Source organism: Collinsella sp. OM06-18AC (genome assembly GCF_003438785.1).
Classification (GTDB): Bacteria; Actinomycetota; Coriobacteriia; order Coriobacteriales; family Coriobacteriaceae; genus Collinsella.
On record NZ_QSTX01000009.1, the window covers coordinates 37,141 to 57,657 of the forward strand.

Here is a 20,517-nt window from a genome sequence, read left to right on the forward strand (position 1 = left end):
GACGATCGAAAGGAAACCGTATATGCAACGCGTACTGTTTATCTGCCACGGCAACATCTGTCGCTCGACGATGGCTGAGTCGGTGTTTACCGAGCTCGTGCGCCGCGCCGGGCGCGAGGCGGAGTTTGTCATCGATTCCGCTGCGACCTCGACCGAGGAGATTGGCAACCCGCCGCACCACGGTACCGTTGCCAAGCTACGCGAGGTCGGAATTCCCGTCGTCGCACATCGCGCACGTCAGGTGCGTCGCGCGGAGTATGGCGACTGGGATCACATTGTCTATATGGATGCCGAGAACGCCCGCGGCCTGCACCGCATCTTTGGTAAGGACCCCGATGGCAAAATCTCGCGTCTACTCGACTGGACCGATCGCCCCGGCGACGTGGCCGATCCCTGGTATACCGGCAATTTCGATACCACCTACCGCGACGTGCTCGCCGGCTGCACCGCTATGCTCGAGCAGCTGTAGGTTCACCTCGTGAGCCGCGTCATCGGCATACAGATCGAGCGTGGATTTTCTCCCACTTTGAGCATTCAAGTGTGCTCTAGACGGGAGAAAATCCACGCTCATTATCTCGGATAGCGGATGCGACAAAGGCACTATCCCTTTGTCGCATCGGGGACTGTCCCTAGACCGGCTTGACCTCCAGCTTTATCCCCTCGGCACAGGAGTCACCCAAAACATCCGAAAGGGCCCAGGTCGCATATAGCGGCAAATAAAGAACAGCTCCGCTGCGTTCAACGTTGCCTCTCGAGAAAACAATCCCGAGCCTTATGCCATATTCGGCCGTATCAAGCACATGACCGAGCGCGGCGTGCGCGTGGTAATAGGAACCTGATTTAACCTCGATCGGAACAGCCGTTCCATCCGGTCCGTCGACCACAAAGTCCACTTCGCCGCGCTTCTTTGTCTGATAGTAGTAAAGCTGGCGATTTTGGGCAGTCAGCTGCTGGGCCACCACGTTTTCGTAAATACCGCCCAGATTGGGTTCCTTGCTATCAAGATACGCCGCCTGGGCGACGCCAACGGGGTAGCGCGCCATCAACATGCCCGTATCCGATTGGTATAGCTTGAACTGCGATGGCCGTGCCGTCTTGAGCAGGGGCGATTTTGGCTCGGTTACGATATCGGCCTTGAGAGCAACGCCGGCATCGACGAGCCAGACAAAATCTCGCTGGTACTTGTCGTAATGCGCCTTGGGGTCAATGGAATTGAGCACGAAGCGTTTGTTTTCGCCCTCGAGCATAATAGGGAGCTGATCGTAAATGCTCTGCACCTGAAGGGCTCGCCCGCTTGCATACTTGGAGATATCCCGCCGGTACTGTTCGTTGAGCTCTGACTGTAGCTGACGAACAGAGGCAAGGTCGCCCCGCGTGTCAAGAAAGCGCTGCACGACCTCCGGCATTCCGCCGACAACGGTATAGGTCCTGAAGTTTGCCATCATCGCGTCATGAATGTAATCAGGAATGGGCTTCTCGCTGATACACGCGTCGCGTATCGTTTGGCGAGCTCCCTCGCTCACCCCGATCGCCCAGCAAAACTCCTCAAAATCGAGCGGGAACATCCTAAGCTCGTGAACATATCCCACGGGATAGGACCTAACGCCCTTGAACTGGGTCCCGAGCATTGACCCCGAAAACGCCCAGCGGCACCTCCCGTCCTCAACAAGGAACTTTGCCATCGTCATGATGTCGGGGGCCTCTTGGACCTCATCGATAAACACGAGCGTTTTGCCCGGTGCTATCGGCTTTCCCGAGAGAAGCGTCACCCTGCTGATGAAATCATCAGCATCTCGTGCCTCGAGAAGAGCATCTTTTGCCTGGCGATTTTCCATGAGGTTGAGCTCGATGTAGGTTGCATGGCTGGCTTTGCCAAATGCGCGAATCGAATAACTTTTGCCGATCTGGCGAGAACCCGTAATGAATAAGGCCTTTTGCTCGGCAGACTTCAGCCAACGCTCCAGCTCTGCCGCTATTTTCCTACGCAGCATAGGCTCTCCCCTCAGTGTCATCAAATGAAATGCAAGGTTTATATGCTTGATTATCGATGAAATGCAGAGTTTTTAGAACCTAATATCGGATGAAATGCAGAGATTTAGGATTATAGGCAAAAAAGAAGGGGCACCATCGGCGGATGCGGCAAAGGGCCCGCCCCTTTGTCGCATCCGGCTATTCGTCGACGATCTCGGCAAGCCAGACATTCAGCGTATCGACCTCGGGGCAGCAGAACTTTGCCGTACCAGGCTCGTTGCCAGGCACGGTTCCGCCATAGCGCAGGATATCGATATAGGGAAAGCCCACATGGCAGGCCATGGCGCACATCTTGCCGCGGTCTCGGTCAAAGTCAAAGACGTCGCCCGGCTTATGACCGTGGTGGCAGCGGCACGTCCCCAGCTGGTCCACGCAGCTCACGCGGATACGCGGCCGCTTGCCACGCGGAGCGCCGAGCGGCTTGTTCTCGCCCGCAGGCTTGACGCCGCCCTCGCCAGCATTACTCATGGTCAATCACATCCAGGCAGGCCTCGATGGGCAGGCCGGCAGACTTATCCTCCTGCGCAGCATTGCGCTCGATAAGCTCGGCCACCACGCGCATGGCATCGGCCGTGGCGCGCTGAAGCGTCCAACCGCTCATCACGCGACCCATAAGCACGGCCGAGAACGTATCGCCCGTACCCGGGAAGTACACCGGGATCAGCTCGAAGGGGATCGTGAAGTACTCCCCCGCCACATGGTCGTAACCGATAACCGCGTTCGTGCCATTGACCACGGCGCTCGTAATGACCACCGACTTGGCACCCAGCTCGCGCACGGCGTCCACAAGGGCGCGGGCCTCATCGGGCGTGATCTGTTCTGCAATAGGCGTATCGGTGAGCAGACAGGCCTCGGTGTAGTTGGGCACCGCGTAGTCTGCGCACTCCAGCAGGTGCCGCATAAGGCCAATCGTGGACTCGGGCACGCCGGCGTAGAGCTTGCCGTTGTCGCCCATGATGGGGTCGACGAACACCTTGGTACCCTTTTGCGCGCGGCGGTGGCAAAAGTCCGAGATGATGCGCGTCTCTTCCTCAGTCACGATAAAGCCGGTCGAGATGGCGTCGAACTCAAAGCCGAGCTCTTCCCAGATGGCAAGACTCTGACGCACGTACTCCGTGGTGTCGTGGATGTAGAACTTGGGATAGTTGAGCGTATCGGACACAAGTGCCGTCGGCAGATTGTGGATACGGTAACCCATGTGCGACAGCACCGGCAGCATGGCGGAAAGCGCGACTTTGCCGTAGCCGCACATATCGTTGATCAGCAGCAGCTGAGTGTTCTTCATGAGGGTCTCCCTTGTTTCGGGTGCGGCGCGGCAGCACCACAGTGCGACTAAGTGTAGCGCAGGGGACGTTGTGAGCGGAGGCGAGCGGTACGAAGGGCAAATTGTTGCGGAAAGGTTTCGGAAAATGATCCCTTTTCCTCCGTCCCCAAGGGATCACATGCACCGAAGCGGACCGTGGCGGAATCACATGTTGAGGACGGACAGCGAAAACGCTCCTAAGCGAGCAAGGTGGCGTGAAAGAGGAGGGCATAGGCCTTGTGGCCATGCCCGACGATTGAACGCCAGATTGCCGCTTAGGAGCGTTTGCAGCGTCGAGCGGTTACGGCGTTTGGCAAAACGCCGTAACTATAAGTTTGGTACCTTGACATTCATTTCTCATGCTCCTAGATTGGTTAGGCACAAAACAATTCCACTACCTAACTAAAGAAAGGAGCAACACTAATTCATGTGCGATAAACCTCTTAACCTTTGTTCGCATGAGCCCGGCGGCGACCCGTCACAGCCTGCGGATGTACCCGAAGCGGTCAGCGCCGAAGACAAGCTTGCCAAGCGCATCCTCAATAATCTGGGCTTTTGCGGCCATTACATGCATTTTCATGGCGGAGGCGTGTCCGGCAAGGCGCCCATCATCTGCCTGCTGGCCAAGCAGCCCGGCGGCGAGATGTCGCAGCAGGAGCTCGGCATGCACTTTGACCTCAAGCCGGGATCGCTTTCCGAGATCCTGTCCAAGCTCGAGCTCAACGGCCTCATCGAGCGCAGCCGTAACCCCAAGGATCGACGGCAACTCACCATTCGCCTGACCGAAACCGGCCGGGAAAACGCCCGCATCGACCAGGCAGCCCGCATCCGCTTTAGAGAACGGGCCTTTAGCGCGCTCACCCACGACGAGCGCGAGGACCTCGCCGAAATGCTCGATAAAATCCGCGTAACCTGGGAGGAACTGGATGATTAAAACCCTCATGGGAAGCATCCGCGACTATATGAAAGTCACCGTTGCTACGCCGTTGCTTGTGCTTGGCGAGGTGCTCTGCGAGATGCTGATTCCATTTATCACTGCCAACCTGATCGACGCTATCAAAGACGGCGCCACCGTAGCCGAGATGCTTCCCACCGCAGGCTTTTTGGTGCTCATCGCGCTGACGTCGCTTGCTTTTGGTGCCGCTGCCGGCGTCACCTGCAGCCATGCGAGCTGCGGGTTCGCCAAGAACCTGCGTCACGACCTGTTCTACAAGATCCAGACGTTCAGCTTTGCCAACATCGATGAGTTCTCGAGCTCCTCGCTCGTCACGCGCCTGACCACCGATATCAACAACGTGCAGCAGGCCTTTATGATGATCATCCGTATCGCCGTGCGCGCGCCGCTGGTATTGATCTTCGCCTTTACCATGGCGTTTATCATGGGCGGCAGCGTCGCCATGGTCTACCTGGTCATCATTCCGCTGCTGGGCTTTGGACTGTTCTTTATCATCTTTAAGGTGCGCCCCATCTTCTCGCGCGTGTTCCACAAGTACGATGCCCTTAACGAGTCCGTCGAGGAAAACGTCACCGGCATGCGCGTGGTCAAGAGCTATGTGCGCGAAGACTTTGAGAAGGAGAAGTTCGCGACCGCCGCGCGCGACGTCCAGATGGACTTCACCCGCGCCGAGAAGCTGCTCGCCTTTAACAACCCCATGATGAACATCTGCGTCAACGGCGCGTTTGTCGTCATCATCTACCTGGGCTCCAAGCTCATCATCACGAGCCAGGGCACGCTGTTCGACGTGGGCCAGCTCTCCTCGACCTTTACCTATGGTTTCCAGATTCTCATGAGCCTGATGCAGCTGTCGATGATCTTTGTCATGGTGACCATGGCCGACGAATCGGCACACCGCATTGCCGAGGTGCTGGCCGCCGAGCCCACGATCGCCGATCCCGCCGAGCCCGTGCTCGAGGTTGCCGACGGTTCCATCGACTTTGACCACGTGAGCTTTAAGTATTCCAAGCATGCGAAGCGCCAGGCGCTCGACAATATCGACCTGCACATTACGAGCGGCGAGACCATCGGCATCATCGGCGGCACCGGCTCGGCCAAGTCCACGCTCGTTAACCTCATCGCCCGCCTGTACGACACCACCGAAGGCGCTGTGCGCGTGGGCGGCGTGGACGTGCGCGACTACGACCTGGACGCACTGCGCCACCAGGTCGCCATGGTGCTGCAGAAAAACGTGCTGTTTAGCGGCACCATCGCCGAGAATCTGCGCTGGGGCGACCCGAACGCCACCGACGAGGAAGTCCGCGAGGCGGCACATCTGGCCTGCGCCGATGAGTTTGTCGACGGCTTCCCCAAGGGCTACGACACCTGGATCGAACAGGGCGGCTCTAATGTTTCGGGCGGTCAGAAGCAGCGCCTGTGCATTGCACGCGCCCTGCTGCGTCGCCCCAAGATCTTGATCCTGGACGACTCCACCAGCGCCGTCGACACCAAGACCGACGCTAAGATCCGCGCAGGGCTGGCAAGCTATCTGCCCAACACGACCAAGATCATCATCGCCCAGCGCATCAGCTCCGTGCAGGACGCAGACCGCATCATCGTCATGGAGGGCGGCCGTATCGCGCAGATCGGCAACCACGAAGAGCTGCTCAAGACGAGTGAGATCTACCGAGAGACCTTTACCTCGCAAAACAAGATGTCTGCCGAGGGCGAAGGGGCCGTCGAGGCCGACACCGAGGCATCCGCAACGCAAGCTCAGACCCAGGAAGGAGGCGAGGCACATGAGTAAGGCAACGACCGCCGAGCGCGCGCTCAACCGTAAGGGCGGCACCATGTCGCGCCTCATCAAGACGCTCTTTGGCTTCTATCCCGTGCTTTTGCCCCTTGTCGTCGCCGGCGTGGTGCTCTGCGCCATCATCAACTCCATCGGCGCGACCTTCCTGCAGAGCGCCCTGCAGATTATTAGCGAATCGTGGCAGTCGGGCGATTGGGAAGCCGCACAGCCCAAGATTCTGCAGCTCGTGACCACCCTCGCCTGCATCTACGGCGTCGGTGTCCTGTCCTCGCTCTTCTGGAACCGCGCCATGGCTATCGTCACGCAGGGCTCGCTGGAGAAGCTGCGCGAGATGATGTTCAACCGTATGCAGGACCTGCCGATCCGCTACTTCGACACGCACCAGCGCGGCGATATCATGAGCCACTACACCAACGACATCGACACGCTGCGTCAGATGATCAGCCAGTCGCTGCCCAACCTGCTCATGACGATCATCATCATCGTCACGGTGTTCTTTATCATGCTGTACTACAGCGTGTGGATGTGCCTGGTCATCATCGCCGGCGTCGCCTTTATGACCTTTATGACCAAGCTGCTCGGCTCCAACTCCGCGCGCTTCTTCATTGCGCAGCAGACCGAGCTCGGCGTGGTCGAGGGCCATATCGAGGAAGTCATGAACGGTCAGAAGGTCGTCAAGGCGTTCTGCCACGAGTCTGCCGCCGAGGCCGATTTTGACGAGCGCAACGAAAAGCTCTTCGAGGTCTCCCAGAAGGCCAACATGTACGCCAACATCCTCATGCCCATCCTTATGAACCTGGGCAACCTGCTCTACGTGCTGGTCGCACTGGCGGGCGGCATTTTCCTGGCGCTGGGCGTGCCCAACCTGAGCATCTCGGGCATGGCGCTGTCCATCGCCGTCGTGGTGCCGTTCCTCAACATGACCAAGCAGTTCTGCGGACAGATCGGCCAGATCTCGCAGCAGATCAACGCCGTGGTCATGGGCCTCGCCGGCGCCGACCGCATCTTTGAGCTCATCGACGAGAAGCCCGAGGCCGACGAAGGCTACGTGACGCTCGTCAACGCACAGGTGAACCCCGAGACTTGGGAGTTCGAGGAGGCTGACCACCACACCGGCATGTGGGCGTGGAAACATCCGCACCGCGCAACCGGCGAGATCGAGTACGTCCCGCTGCGCGGCGACTTGGTCATGGACAACGTCGACTTTGGCTACACCCCCGACCACGAGGTCCTGCACGGCGTGTCCGTGTTTGCCAAGCCGGGTCAGAAGGTCGCGTTTGTCGGCGCCACCGGTGCCGGTAAGACGACCATCACCAACCTCATCAACCGCTTCTATGACATCGCCGACGGCAAGATTCGCTACGACGGCATCAACGTCAATAAGATCCGCAAGGCCGATCTGCGCCGCTCGCTGGGCGTCGTGCTGCAGGACGTGAACCTGTTCACCGGCACCGTGATGGACAACATCCGCTACGGCAACCTGGACGCCACCGACGAGGAGTGCATCGCAGCGGCCAAGCTCGCGGGCGCAGACGACTTTATCACCCGCCTGCCCGACGGCTACGACACCATGCTCACCGGCAACGGCGCACAGCTGTCGCAGGGCCAGCGTCAGCTAATTTCGATCGCCCGCGCCGCCGTCGCCGATCCGCCGGCGATGATTCTAGACGAGGCCACGAGCTCCATCGACACCCGCACCGAGGCCATCGTGCAGGCGGGCATGGATAAGCTCATGGAGGGCCGCACGACGTTTGTCATCGCACACCGCCTGTCCACCGTGCGTAACTCCGACGCGATCATCTGTCTGGACCACGGCCGTATCATCGAGCGCGGCAACCACGACGAGCTGATCGCCAAGCGCGGGTATTACTACCAGCTGTACACGGGAGCGTTTGAGCTGGAGTAGGCAGGTTTGTTCCACGGAGGGTGCCCCGGGGGCGGCGGGGTAATTCCTCCGTGCTCAAACATTCTCGCTGCGCTGCGAAACTGCGCGCGGAGGAAATACCCCGCCGCCCCCGGGGCACCCTCCTGTACGCGATTAGCCCGTCATTTAAAACGGAATAAAAGTTAGTGAGGCCCTGGCCGTTTGGCCAGGGCCTCGTTTTGTGTAAGCTACTTGAGGAGTTGGGCCATGGCGTTGACGAATTTTTGGACTTGGAGGGTGGGCTCAAGCGGGTAGTGCAAATAGACCGGCACCTCGCGGCCACATAGGAACGGTACGCCCACAAAGGCCGGGTGCACGCCCGACCACGCTCCGCAGGTGAGCACCGCATCGCCCTTTTCCTCCGCTTCGTTAAAGAGCGCAAAGTCAAAGCTGTCCACGTCGATCACGTCCACGCCGCCGTCGGCCAACAGGTCGATGCGCAGGCTGTCCATGGCGTCGTTGCCGTGACGAAGCACGCGCAGGCGCATGCCCTCCAAGTCGGCAACCGTGATGCGCGTCTTGCGCGCAAGCCGGCTTGTGCGCGGCACGTCGATATAAAACGGCACGGTAACGATGCGGAGCTTTTGGCAGGCGTCACCCCAGCGCGGGGTCGAAAAACTCGACTGCACTACATCCACCTCGCGCCCCAAGCTGCGCATGACGGATTCACGCTCGTCATAGAGGTCGTTCACCGGCACGATCTCGAAGCGCAGCGATGGTTCCAGCTCGTGTACGCCCGTCCACATCGACAGCGTCTGACGCCCCGGGCACATCATCGACACGCCCAGGCGCACGGCGCCGCCATCGCCCGCCGCGCGTCGGGCGCGACGCAGGGCATCCTCGGACTGGCGCATAATCGAGCGCGCGTCGTCCACCAGAAGCGCCCCCGCCGGCGTCACCTTGACGCCCGAATGCGAGCGCTCGAACAGCGTGATGCCAAACTCGGCCTCGAATCTTGACACCTGTTTGACGAGTGCCGGGGTCGACACGCGCAGTTTTGCCGCGGCGCGCGAGAAGCTTCCCAGCTCAGCGGCGGCCGCTATGGCCTCGAGTCGTCGATCGTACACGTCAATCTCCCGTTTTCGCAAGCGCGGGCCCACAGCACCGCAGGGGGTCGTTTTCGCAGGTCACGAGCTCAATTGAGAACAAACCTCAATGCACAGTGTAAACCTACGGTTAACGCCATTCTAACAAATATGCAATTCACCTGCGCAAATGCAAAGCATACGATAACCAGCGAAAACCACGTGGGTCGATTAATGGGAGCGACCCACCAGGAGGCACAAGAAGGGAAGTTCCTATGAGCAATTGGCTTAAGCTCGAGGGCGATGTCTGCGCCGTAACCGGCGCGCTCGGCGGTATGGGCGTCGAGATTTGCCGCGAGTTCGCCCGCAACGGCGCCAACGTCGTCCTGCTCGACCTGGACGAGGAGAAGGTCAAGGCCGCAGCTGCCGACCTCGCCGCCGAGTTTGGTATCCACGCCGAGGGCTACAAGATGAACGCCACCGACGAGGCCGAGGTCCAGGCCGCCGTCGACGCCACCATTGCCGACTTCGGCCGCGTCGATGTCCTCGTCAACACCGCCGGCATCCTGCGCTTCGCCGCCATGGAGGACCTGCCGCTGAGCGACTGGGAGCAGGTGCTCAACGTCAACCTCACCGGTTACTTCATCACCTCGCAGCGCTTTGGTCGCGAGATGATCAAGGCCGGGCAGGGCCGCCTGGTGCACATCTCGACCGTCGCCAGCCACTCCCCCGAGACGTTCTCGGGCGTGTACAGCTCCACCAAGGCGGGCGTCAACATGATGTCCAAGATGCTTGCCGCCGAGTGGGGCCCCTACGGCGTGCGCTCCAACTGCGTCGAGCCCTGCTTTGTCAAGACCCCCATGTCGGCGAGCTTTTACGCCGACCCCGAGGTCGAAAAGAGCCGCAGCCGCCTGATCGCCACGCGCCGCATCGGCGAGGTCAGCGATATCGCCAACGCCGTGATGTTCCTGGCGTCCAAGCGCTCGGACTTTACCACCGGCGACGCCATCAAGGTCGATGGCGGCTTCTCCAACATGATGGGCGACCTCACCGCCAAGCCCGGTGGCCGTCGCGCATACGCCGACAACTACCTCAAGAACAAGGGTGTCGAGCTTTGGTCCGACGAGTCCGGCGTCGCAAAGCCGACTGACCAGTAAACCAACCTGACAGGGAGGCACCGCGGACACGCCCGCTCCTCCCCCGTATCGATTAGAAAGAGTCCCATGGCTTCCACCAACTCCAACAAGGGTCGCGCCGTCGTGCTTTCCGCCGCGTGCGTCACCATGTTCTTCATCAGCTCCATCGCGCTGTACTCCGTCGTGTCCAAGAACCTGCTCGCCGTCTACCCCGAGTGGTCCAGCGCACTTACCTGGGCTTTCCCGGTCTTCCAGACCATCATGGCCGTGACGGGCATCTTCGCCGGCCGCATCTCCGATAAGATCGGCCCGCGCAACGTCGTGATCGCTGCCGCCGTGTGCTACGGCGTGGGCTGGTTCATGTCCGGCACCGTCACCGAGCCGTGGCAGTTCTACCTGTGGTTCTCGCTCGTCGCCGCCATCGGCAACGGCCTGGGCTACAACCCCGCGCTCACCACCGGCCAAAAGTGGTTCATCGACAAAAAGGGCCTCGCCTCCGGCATCACCCTGGCCGCTTCGACCGCCGGCCCCGCTGTGCTGTCCCCGGTGCTCGCCTCGCTGCTCATCCCGAGTCTGGGCATCTTTGGCGCCCTCAAGGCACTCGGCGTCATCTTCTTTGTGACGATCGCCGCCTCCGCCCTGTTCCTGAAGGCCCCCGAGGCCGGTTGGCTGCCCGAGGGCTTCGAGGCCCCCAAGGGCGGCGCGCACGCCGGTACCTTCGGCGACCTCACCCCAGGCGAGATGGTCAAAACCCCGCGCTTCTGGGTCCTCATCGCCACCTTCGCCTTCGCCGCCACCGCGGGCACCCTGCTTGTGGGCAAGGTTGCCTCCATCGCCGCCGTCCAGCTCTTCGCCGACCCCACGAGTGCCGCAGCCGTCGCCCTCGGCGGCGTGGTCGTCTCCGTCAACACCTGCGCCAACCTGGTCGGTCGCCTTTCCTTTGGCCAGATCATCGACAAGATCGGTGCCTACAAGTCGCTGCTCATCAGCCTTGTCGTGACCATCGTCGCGCTCGTCATCATGTCGATGAGCTTTACGCAGAGCATGTTCTTTGTGGCGCTCGCCCTGCTCGGCTTTAGCTTTGGCGCCCTGCTCGTCATCTACCCGCCGCTCACCGGTGGCGCCTTTGGCACCAGCAACATCGGTGTCAACTACGGCATCATGTTTTTGGGCTACGCCGCCTCTACCTGGATCAGCCAGCCCATCACTGCCGTGCTGTATCACGCCGAGGCCGGCAGCGCCGCCTACCAGCAGTCCTTCTACGGCGCCATCGTGATCGCCGCCATCGCCGTCGTGCTCACCCTCTACATGATGGTCTCCGACAGCAAGAAGAAGTCCGCCTAGTTTTACCGATGTGACAAAGGGACTGTCCCTTTGTCACATTCCACCAGCCACCAGCATTAAGGAGTCGAAATGTCTGAGCTCAACCCCGTCCGCATTGCCGTCATCGGCGCCGGCGCCATGGGCCGCAACCACATCCGCTTTGTCACCGAGGAGCCCGAGGCCGAGCTCGTCGCCATCGCCGACGCCTTTGAGGGCGCCCGCGCCACGGCCGAGGCTGCCGGCGTGCCGTTTTATACCGATCCCGCCCAGATGATGGACGAGGTCAAGCCCGAGGCCGTCATCATCGCCACCCCCAACGACCTGCACCTGGGCGTTGCCCGCGAGGCCATCAAGCGCAACATCGTGCCGCTGGTCGAAAAGCCGATTTCCAACAATCTCGAGGATGCCCAGGCCTTCGCCGCCGAAGCCGAGACCGCCGGCGTGCCCGTGCTCGTGGGTCAGCACCGTCGCCACAACCCGTTTGTGAACAAGGCCAAGGAGATCATCGAGTCCGGCGAGCTGGGCAAGCTCACCGTGTCGAGCTTCCACTACATGATCTATAAGAACGACGAGTACTTCGATGTCGAGTGGCGCCGCAAGAAGGGTGCCGGCCCGATCCTGGTCAACCTGGTGCACGACGTCGACCTGCTCCGCTACCTGCTGGGCGAGCCCGTCGCCGTCCAGAGCATGCAGTCCAGCGCCGCCCGCGGCTTTGAGACCGAGGACTCCGCCGTGGTCAACGTCCGCTTTGCCGATGGCGCGCTCGCAAGCATGACCATCTCCGACGCCACCGCCAGCCCCTGGAACTGGGAGGCAACCGCCCGCGAGGACCCGCAGTACCGCCCCTTCGACGCCGACGCCTACTTTATCGGCGGAACCTTGGGCGCCCTGTCGCTGCCCCGCCTGCACCAGTTCTCCTACGACGGCGCCTCTAACTGGCACAAGCCGCTGCAGATGGAGATCCCGGCCGTGGACCCGGCGCTGCCGCACAAGATGCAGCTCAAGCACTTTGTGAAGGTCGTCCGCCGCGAGGTCGAGCCCGTCGTGACCCCCGCCGACAACGTTAAGACGCTCACGCTTCTCAACGCCATCAAGGAGGCCGCCGAGACCGGCCAGCTCGTCGAGCTGTAATGCCTCGAGCGCGGGCCGGGGCACGCTGAGCCCCATGCGCGCCCCTCGGTCCGCCACCGACAAGTCCCTCTTCTTTGCCCCGCGAGCAGCCTCCTGCCCGCGGGGCTTTTCTTTGCGGCCGTGGCGCGCGGGCGGGTGGTAGACTGGGTGGCTCATGCACCTGTAACGTACTCACAGACAGGAATTCCCATGGATCTTATCGCCCAGCTCGCCCGCGAGCTCAACCTTAAGGCCGCCAATGTCGAGGCGGCCGTCAAGCTCATCGACGAGGGCAACACCATCCCCTTTATCTCGCGCTACCGCAAGGAAACCACCGGCGGCATGGACGACGTCGCCCTGCGCGCACTCGACGAGCGCCTGTCCTACCTGCGCAATCTTGAGCAGCGCAAAGAGGACGTCATCCTGCTCATCGACGCCCAGGGCAAACTCACGCCCGAGCTCGAGCAGCAGATTCGCGAGGCCACGCAGCTCCAGCGTGTCGAAGACCTCTACAAGCCCTACCGTAAAAAGCGCATGACCCGCGCGCAGAAGGCCCGCGAGGCCGGCCTGGAGCCGCTCGCCAACATGATCATCATGCAGGCCTCGGCCAAGGGCAGTGCGCTCGACGCCGCCGCGGCATACGTCAACGAGGAGGCTGGCTTCGACACGCCCGAGAAGGCACTCGCCGGTGCCGCCGACATCGTGGCCGAGACGGTGGCCGAGGACCCTGAGAACGTCGCCGACCTGCGCGCCTTTACGCAAAACACCGCCGACATCGTCGTCGAGGCCACCGACCCCACCGAGAAGACCCCCTACGAGCCGTACTACAGCTACGATGAGCCCCTGCGCCGCATACCTAACCACCGCGTGCTGGCTATCGACCGCGGTGAGCGCGAGGGCAAGCTCCGCGTGCGCGTGAACGTCGACGGCGCCGCCGCCACGGCACGCCTCGGCAGCCGTTGGTCCCGACGCCAGGGCGTGTTTGCCCCCATCTTCGATGCCGCCATCGCTGATGGTTACAAGCGCCTCATGGCCCCTTCGCTGGAGCGCGAGGCCCGCGCCAAGCTCACCGTTCGCGCGCAGACCGAGGCCATCAACGTCTTTGCCAAGAATCTCGAAGGCCTGCTCTCGGCACGCCCCGTCCGCGGCGCCCGCGTGCTCGCGCTCGACCCGGGCTACCGCACCGGCTGCAAGGTCGCCGTCATGGACGAGACCGGCAAGCTACTCGACCATGGCGTGGTCTACCCCACCAAGCCGCGCCACGACGTCGCCGGCACCAAGCGCGAGCTCGCCCGCCTCGTCGAGAAGGACGGCGTCAACACCATCGTCATCGGCAACGGCACCGCCAGCCGCGAGACCGAAGAAGTCGTCTCGGAGTTCATCTCCGAGCAGGCGCCCAGCCTTCGCTACACCATCGTCAACGAGGCCGGCGCGTCGGTGTACTCCGCTTCCGAGCTCGCCAGCCAGGAATATCCCGACCTGGACGTCACCGTGCGCGGCGCCATGAGCCTGGGTCGTCGCCTGCAGGACCCGCTGGCAGAGCTCGTCAAGATTCCGCCCCAGTCCATCGGCGTGGGTCAATACCAGCACGACCTTGACCAGGCCGAGCTCTCGCGTACCCTGGGCCACGTGGTGGAGGACGTCGTCAACCGCGTGGGCGTCGACGTAAACACCGCGAGCGCGAGCCTGCTGGGATACGTATCGGGCATCACGCCAAGCGTGGCCAAGAACATCGTGGCGTACCGCGAGGAAAACGGCGCCTTTACCGATCGCCGCCAGCTTAAGAAGGTCCCCAAGCTGGGACCCAAGGCATATCTGAACGCTGCGGGCTTTTTGCGCATCAGCGGCGGCAAGAACCCGCTCGACGCGACAAGCGTCCACCCCGAAAGCTACGAGGTGGCTACGTCCGTCCTGGAGCGCGCCGGCGTTAAAGCAAGCGAGCTCAGCCGTGGCGGCGTGCCCGACATCGAGCGCCGCCTGGGCAGCATCTCGGCGCTGGCAAGCGACCTGGACTGCGGCACCTTAACGCTCATCGACATTGTCAACGAGCTCAAGAAGCCCGGCCGCGACCCGCGCGACGACGCTCCCGAGGTTGTCTTTAGCCGCTCGGCGCTTTCCATCGACGACCTGGAGCCCGGCATGGAGCTCAAGGGCACGGTGCGCAATGTCGTCGACTTTGGCGCCTTCGTCGACGTGGGCGTGCATCAGGACGGCCTCGTGCACATCTCCAAACTGGCCAACCGCTTCGTCAAGCACCCAAGCGACGTGGTGCGCGTCGGCGACACGGTCAAGGTGTGGGTCGAAAAGGTCGATCGCGACCGCAAGAAGATCTCGCTCACCATGGTGCAGGGGAAATAAACCGCCAAAGCAAGGGTACCCCCTGTAGCAGCGTGCAAAATCGCGAGTATTCTGCAATTTCCGCCGCTCCGAACGCCCCTCAGAGGCAATAAAGTCACAAACAGCCCCCGTTTTAGCGTCGTCAGAGCCAAAACGGGGGCTGTTCCGTGCTTCAACCAGCTGGTAAAAGCCTTTACCTTGCTGAATACTCTCAATTTTGCACGTCGCAGGCGGGGGTACCTTTGCCTACGGCAGGATATGGAAGCCGAGTGCTAACTTGCCGGCAAGCTCGTGTCGGCAGCCCCGGCCTTTCCTTTACCTAGCGCGACCCTCGCGAAGCGCGTGAGCGATAGGGAAAGGAAAGGCCGGGGCGAACAACCCGCGGCGCAGCCAGTGTTCGCGTTACGGCAAGATATGGAAGCCCAAAGCGGCGATATCCTTGGCAAAGCCGCGCACGGTGTCGAGCGAGACCTCGTACGGATCGCGACCGATGTTCTTGCGCTTGGCCAGGATGCTGTTGGGCACCGTGATGATCTGGCAACCGCAGGCCTGCGCCTGGTAAATGTTGATGAGCTCGCGCGTGGATGCCCACAGGACCTCGCAGTTGGGCTTGGCGGCGGCCGTCTTGACCGACTCCGTCACAAACGGAATGGGATCGACGCCGGTGTCGGCGATGCGACCGGCAAAGAGCGAGATGATGGACGGCGTCTCGGCGTCAACGGCCTCGACCATCTCGTCGACCTGCGTAGGCGTAAAGATGGTGGTGACGTTGACCTTGATGCCGTCGGCCGAAAGCTTGTGCACCAGCTCGGCGGTGGACTCGCCCTTGGTGGTCACGCACGGAATCTTGACGTAGACGTTCTCGGCCCAGGTAGCGATCTCGCGGGCCTCGATCTCCATGGTCTCGACGTCGTCGGCAAAGACCTCAAACGACACAGACACATCGGTGATATGGGCCAGGACCTCCTTGGCAAAGGCGCGGTAATCCGTCACGCCGCCCTTTTTCATAAGGGACGGGTTGGTCGTGAAACCCTGAACGTTGCCGTTCTCGTACATGTCGAGCATGCCCTCGAGATTTGCACCGTCAGCGAACACCTTGATTGCCATCTGCCTGATTCCTTTCGCTTGCACACGGGCGTTAAACTGCTAAACACTTTACCTACGTTTATCAAGGCGTGAACTGCGGTTTTTTATCTTCTCGGCGAACGGTATAATCGCTTCAGTGTTTGGATTGATAAATCGATTGAGCATGCAAAAGCAAAGAGTCGCAGTTTGAGCAAACGTCAGAAGGCGAGATTCATTAGATGAGGCCGAAATGTTGCATCGCGGTGACGGTGCCGTCGTTCGCGACGTCGTCGGTCACGTAGTCGGCGACCGCCTTGACCTCGGGCATGGCATTGCCCATGGCCACAGCCGTCTCGACGGCGGCGAGCATGCCCAGGTCGTTGCCCGAATCGCCAAAGCCAAAGGTGCGCTCGTTGCCAGAGCGGCCCAGATAGTCAAGCGCTCGCGCCACGCCCACGCCCTTGTCAATACCCTTGGGGCTCAGCTCGCGATTCTGACCACCGGTGTTGCACAGCTCAAACTCGCGCTCGATAAAGCCGTCATCGTTGGCTACGCGAGCCAGGTCGTACGCGTTAATGCACACCTTGCCTACGCGCAAGCGGCCGTCGACGCGCATCTGATCAACGCCATGCACCACGCCGGCGCCCAGCAGAAATGACTGTTCGACACCAACTGGCTCAAGTGAATAGGTGGCACCGTTCGTCTCGAACAACGCCTCGCCGCCCGCCACAGTAATGCGACGCGCGAGCTCCTCAACAATGTCCTCGTCAATGCAGTCCTCGTGTGCCACGCGGCCCTCGACCTCGAGCGTGGCCCCCGCCATGGCAACGATACCCGCCGGGTTCAGCGCGCGCAGGCCATCGGCAATCAGCCACAAGGGGCGACCCGTGCAGATAAATGCCTGGTGACCCGCATTGCGCAGGCGACCAAATGCATCGACAACGGCCTTCGACGGATGGATTGCATTGAAGTCCTTATCGGTCATATCGTCGGGATCGAACGACGTCAGCGTGCCGTCCACGTCAAAAAAGAGCACAGCGGGTTCGGGACACGCATCAATCATATGGGTTCCTTTCGAGGATAAGGGCAAACGAAGCATCCATCATATAATGGAGCGACGCAACCAGAGAGGTCACCCATGGAATTTTACGCAAGCTGCCCCGAGGGCTTTGAGTCCGCACTCGCCGATGAGCTTAAACGCCTCGGGCTTTCGCATGTCCGCCGCCTGAAGGGCCGCGCTACATTTGAGGGCGAGCTCGAAGAAGGTTACCGCGCCTGTCTGTGGTCGCGCCTGGCCAGCCGCGTGTTTGTAGTGCTTGGGCGCTTTGAGGCGCAGGATGCCGATGAGTTGTACGACGGCGTTTACGACATCGCCTGGGAAAGCATCGTTCACCCGGGCGCTACCATCGCCATCACCGCCCGCGGCGTGACCGAGCAGCTGCGCAACACGCGCTTCTCGGCCCTGCGCGCCAAGGACGCGCTGTGCGACCGTCTGGCCGAGACCACGGGCCGTCGCGCCGACGTCGATGCCGCCGACCCCGATGTTCACCTACTGCTTTCGCTGCGTCAGCGCCGCGCGAGCATCAGCCTGGACCTTTCGGGCGACCCGCTGTTCAAACGCCTGCCGCCCGCTGCGACTCGTGCCGGCGAGGGCGCACACGTGCTGCGCCCCGACTACGCCGCTCTGGTGCTGGCTCAAGTTGGCTGGACCGCATTGTGCGAGCGCGAGTTGACGGCCGACGACTACGAAAACGAGGCCCTGCCCACGCTGATCGACGCCTCGTGCGCCGGCGGCGGCCTGCTGCTGGAGGCCGTGAACATTCTGACCGACCGCGCCCCGGGCGCCGCACGCGAGCGCTGGGGCTTTGAGGGCTGGCAGCTGCACGATGCCGCCCTGTGGGAGCAGCTGCTTGCCGAGGCGCGCGAGCGCGAGGCGGCAGCGCGCGAGCGCCAAGCGCGCATCGTGGCCGTGGATGTTGACCCCGCCGCCCGCAAGACCGCTGAGCGCATGGTTAAATGTGCCGGCTACAAGCGCTTTGTCGATTTTTGCGCCGCCAAGTCCGCCACCGTACTGGACCACGCGGGCGCTGTCGCCGGCGCCGCCGTGGTCGCGGATACGACCGAGACACCGCTTTCGCTCATGCATGACACCATGACGCTCATCGGCGAGTTGCGCCGCGCGCCCGAGCTTGCCGCGGCGCCGGTCGCCGCGCTCACCCGCGACGGATTGCTGGCCCGCGCGCTCCACACCGAGCCCGAGCGCTCGATCGCCGTCATGCCCAACAACGAAGAGGCGACCGTCGAAGTCTGGCCTTCGCTCGACCACGCCGCCGCAGCGTTTGAGGCTGCGACCAGTGCGGATGCCGAGGCCGAGGCTGCGGATGCCAACGAAGTCAACGATGAAGCCGCCGTTTCCGCCAGGTCCGAACCTGCCGCCACGCTCGACCTGGGCGACGGCAAGCCGCTGCCCGTGCTCATCCCCGAGTCCGAGCAGTTCGCCAACCGCCTGCGCAAGAACGCACGCCTGCGCCGCAAGTGGGCCAAGCGCGAGGGCGTGAGCTGCTACCGCGTCTACGATGCCGACCTGCCCGATTACTCCGCCGCCATCGACCTGTACGAGGGCTGCCCGCAGACACCGGGCCGTTGGCTCGTCATCGCCGAATACGCCGCACCCAAGACCATCGACCCGGCGCTGGCCCAGGCCCGCATGCTCGATATCTTGGCCATCGCGCCGCGCATCCTGGATGTTCCGGCCGAGCACGTGCACGCCAAGGCACGCATGCGTTCGCGCGGCGGCTCGCAGTACGGCAAGCAGGGCGCCGGCAAGGGCGGCTCGGGCGAGCGCGCCAACATCGCGCGCCGTCGCCTGCCGCTCATCGAGGAAGGCGGTCTTACCTTTGCCGTCAACTTTGACGACTACCTGGACGTGGGCATCTTCTTGGACCACCGCGTCACGCGCGATCTGGTGCGCGAGCACGCCAAGCAGGCACGCCGCTTCCTCAACCTGTTCGCCTACACCGGCACCGCTACCTGCTATGCGGCCGACGGCGGCGTCGAGGAAACCGTGACGGTCGACCTCTCCAACACCTACCTGGACTGGGCCGAGCGCAACATGCGCCAGAACGGCTTTGTGGGATCGCAACACCACTTTGTGCGCGACGACGTGCTCGCCTGGATTCGCGACCAGCGCCAGACGCGCAACCGCTGGGACCTGATTTTTGTCGATCCGCCCACGTTCTCGAACTCGTCCAAGATGGGCCGCCGCACCTGGGATGTCCAGCGCGACCATGTTGAGCTGTTGGCCGGCGTATCGCGCCTGCTCGCACGGGGCGGCCATGCCATCTTTAGCTGCAACCTGCGAGGCTTCCGCCCCGAGACACGCAAGCTCGCACGCGCGGGCGTGGTGCTACAGGACATAACGGCGCAGACCATCCCCGAGGACTTCGCACGCAACCAGAAGGTGCACCATTGCTATATCGTGCGCCGCCTGCCCATCGAGGACGCCATGGCCGAGGTCGGCTTTAGCGCCGAGGAAATTGCCGAGCGAACCGAGGAGCTGCGCAACCCCGAGGCCCGCAAGCCCCGTGCGGCAGTACCCGCGCACGCGCAGGCCGGCAACGGCAAGTCCAACTTTGCCGGCAAACCCTCCCCCGCCGGCAAGCCCAAAAAGAAGAAGTTCTACGCCAGCAAGCCTAAGGGCAGATAACAAAGTTGCGGTGGAATACGGACTGTTTTGCCTGGAATTAGGCAAATTTAGACCGTATTTCACCGCAACTCATATTGGGATGGTGGTTGGCGATCTAGCCTTGGGTGACTAGGCGGTAGCCAATGCCTACATGGGTTTGGATGTAACGCGGATGCGCGGGGTCGGACTCGATCTTCTTACGCAACGTGCCCATAAAGACGCGCAGGCTCGCCAGGTCGCTCTTGGTCGCCGTACCCCAGATCTCGTGCAAGATAAACTGGTGCGTCAGCACCTTGTCGGCGTTGTGTGCCAGCAGGCACAAGAGCTTGTACTCGATCGGCGTCAGATGCAGTTCCTCGCCACCCATCGTGGCGATGCCGGCATCAAAATCGATATGCAACTCGCCGGTATCGAACGAGCCCTCGGAGACAACACCGCCCGCCTGCGCATACGAAAGGCGCCTGAGCGTGGTGCGAATGCGCGCGAGCAGCTCCTCGACCGAAAACGGCTTAGTCAGGTAGTCATCGGCGCCGGCATCGAGCGCTCGGATCTTGTCCGCGTCCTCGCTGCGCGCCGAAACCACGATGATCGGCATGCCCGACCACGCGCGCACCGACTCCACCACCTTGACGCCGTCCATATCGGGCAGGCCCAGATCGAGCAGCACAATGCTCGGCGCCTGCGACGAAGCGGCGGCGATGGCGGCGTGGGCGGTCTCCACAGCCATATGGCGCAAACCGTGCGCCTCGAGCGCGGCGACGATAAGGTTGCGGACGGCGGGATCGTCCTCAACGACCAAGATGAGCGGTTTCACGGCAGAGTTCGGCACAG

Annotated in this window: 16 protein-coding genes; 9 read left to right on the top strand and 7 right to left on the bottom strand. The window is 62.1% G+C overall.

Features of this window, described 5'->3' with window-relative positions:
• Nucleotides 1-22 precede the first annotated feature (22 nt).
• A complete protein-coding gene (locus DXB86_RS06845; RefSeq protein WP_199411011.1) occupies nucleotides 23-469 on the top strand; it encodes a low molecular weight protein-tyrosine-phosphatase in 447 nt (148 codons plus the stop codon).
• Between the two features lie 160 nt (nucleotides 470-629).
• Here the strand turns inward: DXB86_RS06845 and DXB86_RS06850 are convergent, their stop codons facing one another.
• The 3 genes from DXB86_RS06850 to DXB86_RS06860 all read right to left on the bottom strand — a co-directional run bounded on the left by DXB86_RS06850 (nucleotide 630) and on the right by DXB86_RS06860 (nucleotide 3,316).
• Nucleotides 630-1,991 (bottom strand): ATP-binding protein, encoded by a 1,362-nt coding sequence (locus DXB86_RS06850; protein WP_117736612.1) that lies wholly within the window; start codon nucleotides 1,989-1,991, stop codon nucleotides 630-632.
• A gap of 178 nt (nucleotides 1,992-2,169) precedes the next feature.
• Nucleotides 2,170-2,499 carry a TIGR04076 family protein gene (locus DXB86_RS06855; RefSeq protein ID WP_199411012.1) on the bottom strand — a complete coding sequence of 110 codons (330 nt, stop codon included), beginning with the start codon at nucleotides 2,497-2,499 and terminating at the stop codon, nucleotides 2,170-2,172.
• On the bottom strand, nucleotides 2,492-3,316 hold the full coding sequence (locus tag DXB86_RS06860; protein ID WP_117564361.1) for a PfkB family carbohydrate kinase: 825 nt from the start codon (nucleotides 3,314-3,316) through the stop codon (nucleotides 2,492-2,494). Before DXB86_RS06860 ends, DXB86_RS06855 begins: the two co-directional genes overlap by 8 nt.
• Before the next feature lie 445 nt (nucleotides 3,317-3,761).
• Between DXB86_RS06860 and DXB86_RS06865 the strand changes: the two genes are divergently transcribed.
• The 3 genes from DXB86_RS06865 to DXB86_RS06875 are packed head-to-tail and all read left to right on the top strand — an operon-like array spanning nucleotide 3,762 to nucleotide 7,987.
• Nucleotides 3,762-4,268, top strand: a complete 507-nt coding sequence (locus DXB86_RS06865; RefSeq protein ID WP_117736613.1) for a MarR family winged helix-turn-helix transcriptional regulator — start codon at nucleotides 3,762-3,764, stop codon at nucleotides 4,266-4,268.
• Nucleotides 4,261-6,075: an ABC transporter ATP-binding protein gene (locus DXB86_RS06870; RefSeq protein WP_117736614.1), complete on the top strand. Its 1,815-nt coding sequence runs from the start codon at nucleotides 4,261-4,263 to the stop codon at nucleotides 6,073-6,075. Before DXB86_RS06865 ends, DXB86_RS06870 begins: the two co-directional genes overlap by 8 nt.
• Entirely contained in the window at nucleotides 6,068-7,987 is a 1,920-nt protein-coding gene (locus DXB86_RS06875) for an ABC transporter ATP-binding protein (RefSeq protein ID WP_117716362.1), read from the top strand. The genes DXB86_RS06870 and DXB86_RS06875 overlap by 8 nt, the downstream gene beginning before the upstream one ends.
• A 206-nt stretch (nucleotides 7,988-8,193) precedes the next feature.
• On the opposite strand, the gene DXB86_RS06880 is transcribed toward DXB86_RS06875, so the two are convergent.
• On the bottom strand, nucleotides 8,194-9,072 hold the full coding sequence (locus DXB86_RS06880) for a LysR family transcriptional regulator (protein WP_233504174.1): 879 nt from the start codon (nucleotides 9,070-9,072) through the stop codon (nucleotides 8,194-8,196).
• Between the two features lie 233 nt (nucleotides 9,073-9,305).
• On the opposite strand from DXB86_RS06880, the gene DXB86_RS06885 reads away from it, so the two are divergent.
• From DXB86_RS06885 to DXB86_RS06900, 4 genes are all read left to right on the top strand, one after another.
• A complete protein-coding gene (locus DXB86_RS06885) occupies nucleotides 9,306-10,187 on the top strand; it encodes an SDR family NAD(P)-dependent oxidoreductase (RefSeq protein ID WP_117736616.1) in 882 nt (293 codons plus the stop codon).
• Between the two features lie 66 nt (nucleotides 10,188-10,253).
• Nucleotides 10,254-11,510, top strand: coding sequence for an MFS transporter (locus DXB86_RS10155; protein WP_117736617.1), 1,257 nt, complete (start codon nucleotides 10,254-10,256; stop codon nucleotides 11,508-11,510).
• Nucleotides 11,511-11,579: 69 nt separating this feature from the next.
• Nucleotides 11,580-12,620 (top strand): Gfo/Idh/MocA family protein, encoded by a 1,041-nt coding sequence (locus DXB86_RS06895; RefSeq protein WP_117736618.1) that lies wholly within the window; start codon nucleotides 11,580-11,582, stop codon nucleotides 12,618-12,620.
• Between the two features lie 189 nt (nucleotides 12,621-12,809).
• Nucleotides 12,810-14,957: a Tex family protein gene (locus DXB86_RS06900; protein WP_117736619.1), complete on the top strand. Its 2,148-nt coding sequence runs from the start codon at nucleotides 12,810-12,812 to the stop codon at nucleotides 14,955-14,957.
• A gap of 381 nt (nucleotides 14,958-15,338) precedes the next feature.
• Here DXB86_RS06900 and DXB86_RS06905 read toward each other — a convergent pair whose 3' ends face one another.
• Entirely contained in the window at nucleotides 15,339-16,043 is a 705-nt protein-coding gene (locus tag DXB86_RS06905) for a transaldolase (RefSeq protein WP_199411013.1), read from the bottom strand.
• Between the two features lie 193 nt (nucleotides 16,044-16,236).
• Nucleotides 16,237-17,064, bottom strand: a complete 828-nt coding sequence (locus DXB86_RS06910; protein ID WP_158555298.1) for an HAD hydrolase family protein — start codon at nucleotides 17,062-17,064, stop codon at nucleotides 16,237-16,239.
• A 75-nt stretch (nucleotides 17,065-17,139) separates the two neighbouring features.
• On the opposite strand from DXB86_RS06910, the gene rlmKL reads away from it, so the two are divergent.
• Complete coding sequence (gene rlmKL / locus DXB86_RS06915; RefSeq protein WP_117736622.1) at nucleotides 17,140-19,707, top strand: bifunctional 23S rRNA (guanine(2069)-N(7))-methyltransferase RlmK/23S rRNA (guanine(2445)-N(2))-methyltransferase RlmL; 2,568 nt, start codon at nucleotides 17,140-17,142, stop codon at nucleotides 19,705-19,707.
• A 94-nt stretch (nucleotides 19,708-19,801) separates the two neighbouring features.
• Here the strand turns inward: rlmKL and DXB86_RS06920 are convergent, their stop codons facing one another.
• Complete coding sequence (locus DXB86_RS06920) at nucleotides 19,802-20,515, bottom strand: response regulator (protein WP_199411014.1); 714 nt, start codon at nucleotides 20,513-20,515, stop codon at nucleotides 19,802-19,804.
• Nucleotides 20,516-20,517 lie beyond the last annotated feature (2 nt).

Coding starts and splice junctions, on each gene's coding strand:
- rlmKL (WP_117736622.1), top strand. CDS start 17,140: ATGGAATTTTACGCAAGCTGCCCCGAGGGCTTTGAGTCCGCACTCGCC.
- DXB86_RS06900 (WP_117736619.1), top strand. CDS start 12,810: ATGGATCTTATCGCCCAGCTCGCCCGCGAGCTCAACCTTAAGGCCGCC.
- DXB86_RS06885 (WP_117736616.1), top strand. CDS start 9,306: ATGAGCAATTGGCTTAAGCTCGAGGGCGATGTCTGCGCCGTAACCGGC.
- DXB86_RS10155 (WP_117736617.1), top strand. CDS start 10,254: ATGGCTTCCACCAACTCCAACAAGGGTCGCGCCGTCGTGCTTTCCGCC.
- DXB86_RS06850 (WP_117736612.1), bottom strand. CDS start 1,991: ATGCTGCGTAGGAAAATAGCGGCAGAGCTGGAGCGTTGGCTGAAGTCT.
- DXB86_RS06910 (WP_158555298.1), bottom strand. CDS start 17,064: ATGATTGATGCGTGTCCCGAACCCGCTGTGCTCTTTTTTGACGTGGAC.
- DXB86_RS06895 (WP_117736618.1), top strand. CDS start 11,580: ATGTCTGAGCTCAACCCCGTCCGCATTGCCGTCATCGGCGCCGGCGCC.
- DXB86_RS06845 (WP_199411011.1), top strand. CDS start 23: ATGCAACGCGTACTGTTTATCTGCCACGGCAACATCTGTCGCTCGACG.
- DXB86_RS06855 (WP_199411012.1), bottom strand. CDS start 2,499: ATGAGTAATGCTGGCGAGGGCGGCGTCAAGCCTGCGGGCGAGAACAAG.
- DXB86_RS06870 (WP_117736614.1), top strand. CDS start 4,261: ATGATTAAAACCCTCATGGGAAGCATCCGCGACTATATGAAAGTCACC.
- DXB86_RS06875 (WP_117716362.1), top strand. CDS start 6,068: ATGAGTAAGGCAACGACCGCCGAGCGCGCGCTCAACCGTAAGGGCGGC.
- DXB86_RS06860 (WP_117564361.1), bottom strand. CDS start 3,316: ATGAAGAACACTCAGCTGCTGCTGATCAACGATATGTGCGGCTACGGC.
- DXB86_RS06905 (WP_199411013.1), bottom strand. CDS start 16,043: ATGGCAATCAAGGTGTTCGCTGACGGTGCAAATCTCGAGGGCATGCTC.
- DXB86_RS06865 (WP_117736613.1), top strand. CDS start 3,762: ATGTGCGATAAACCTCTTAACCTTTGTTCGCATGAGCCCGGCGGCGAC.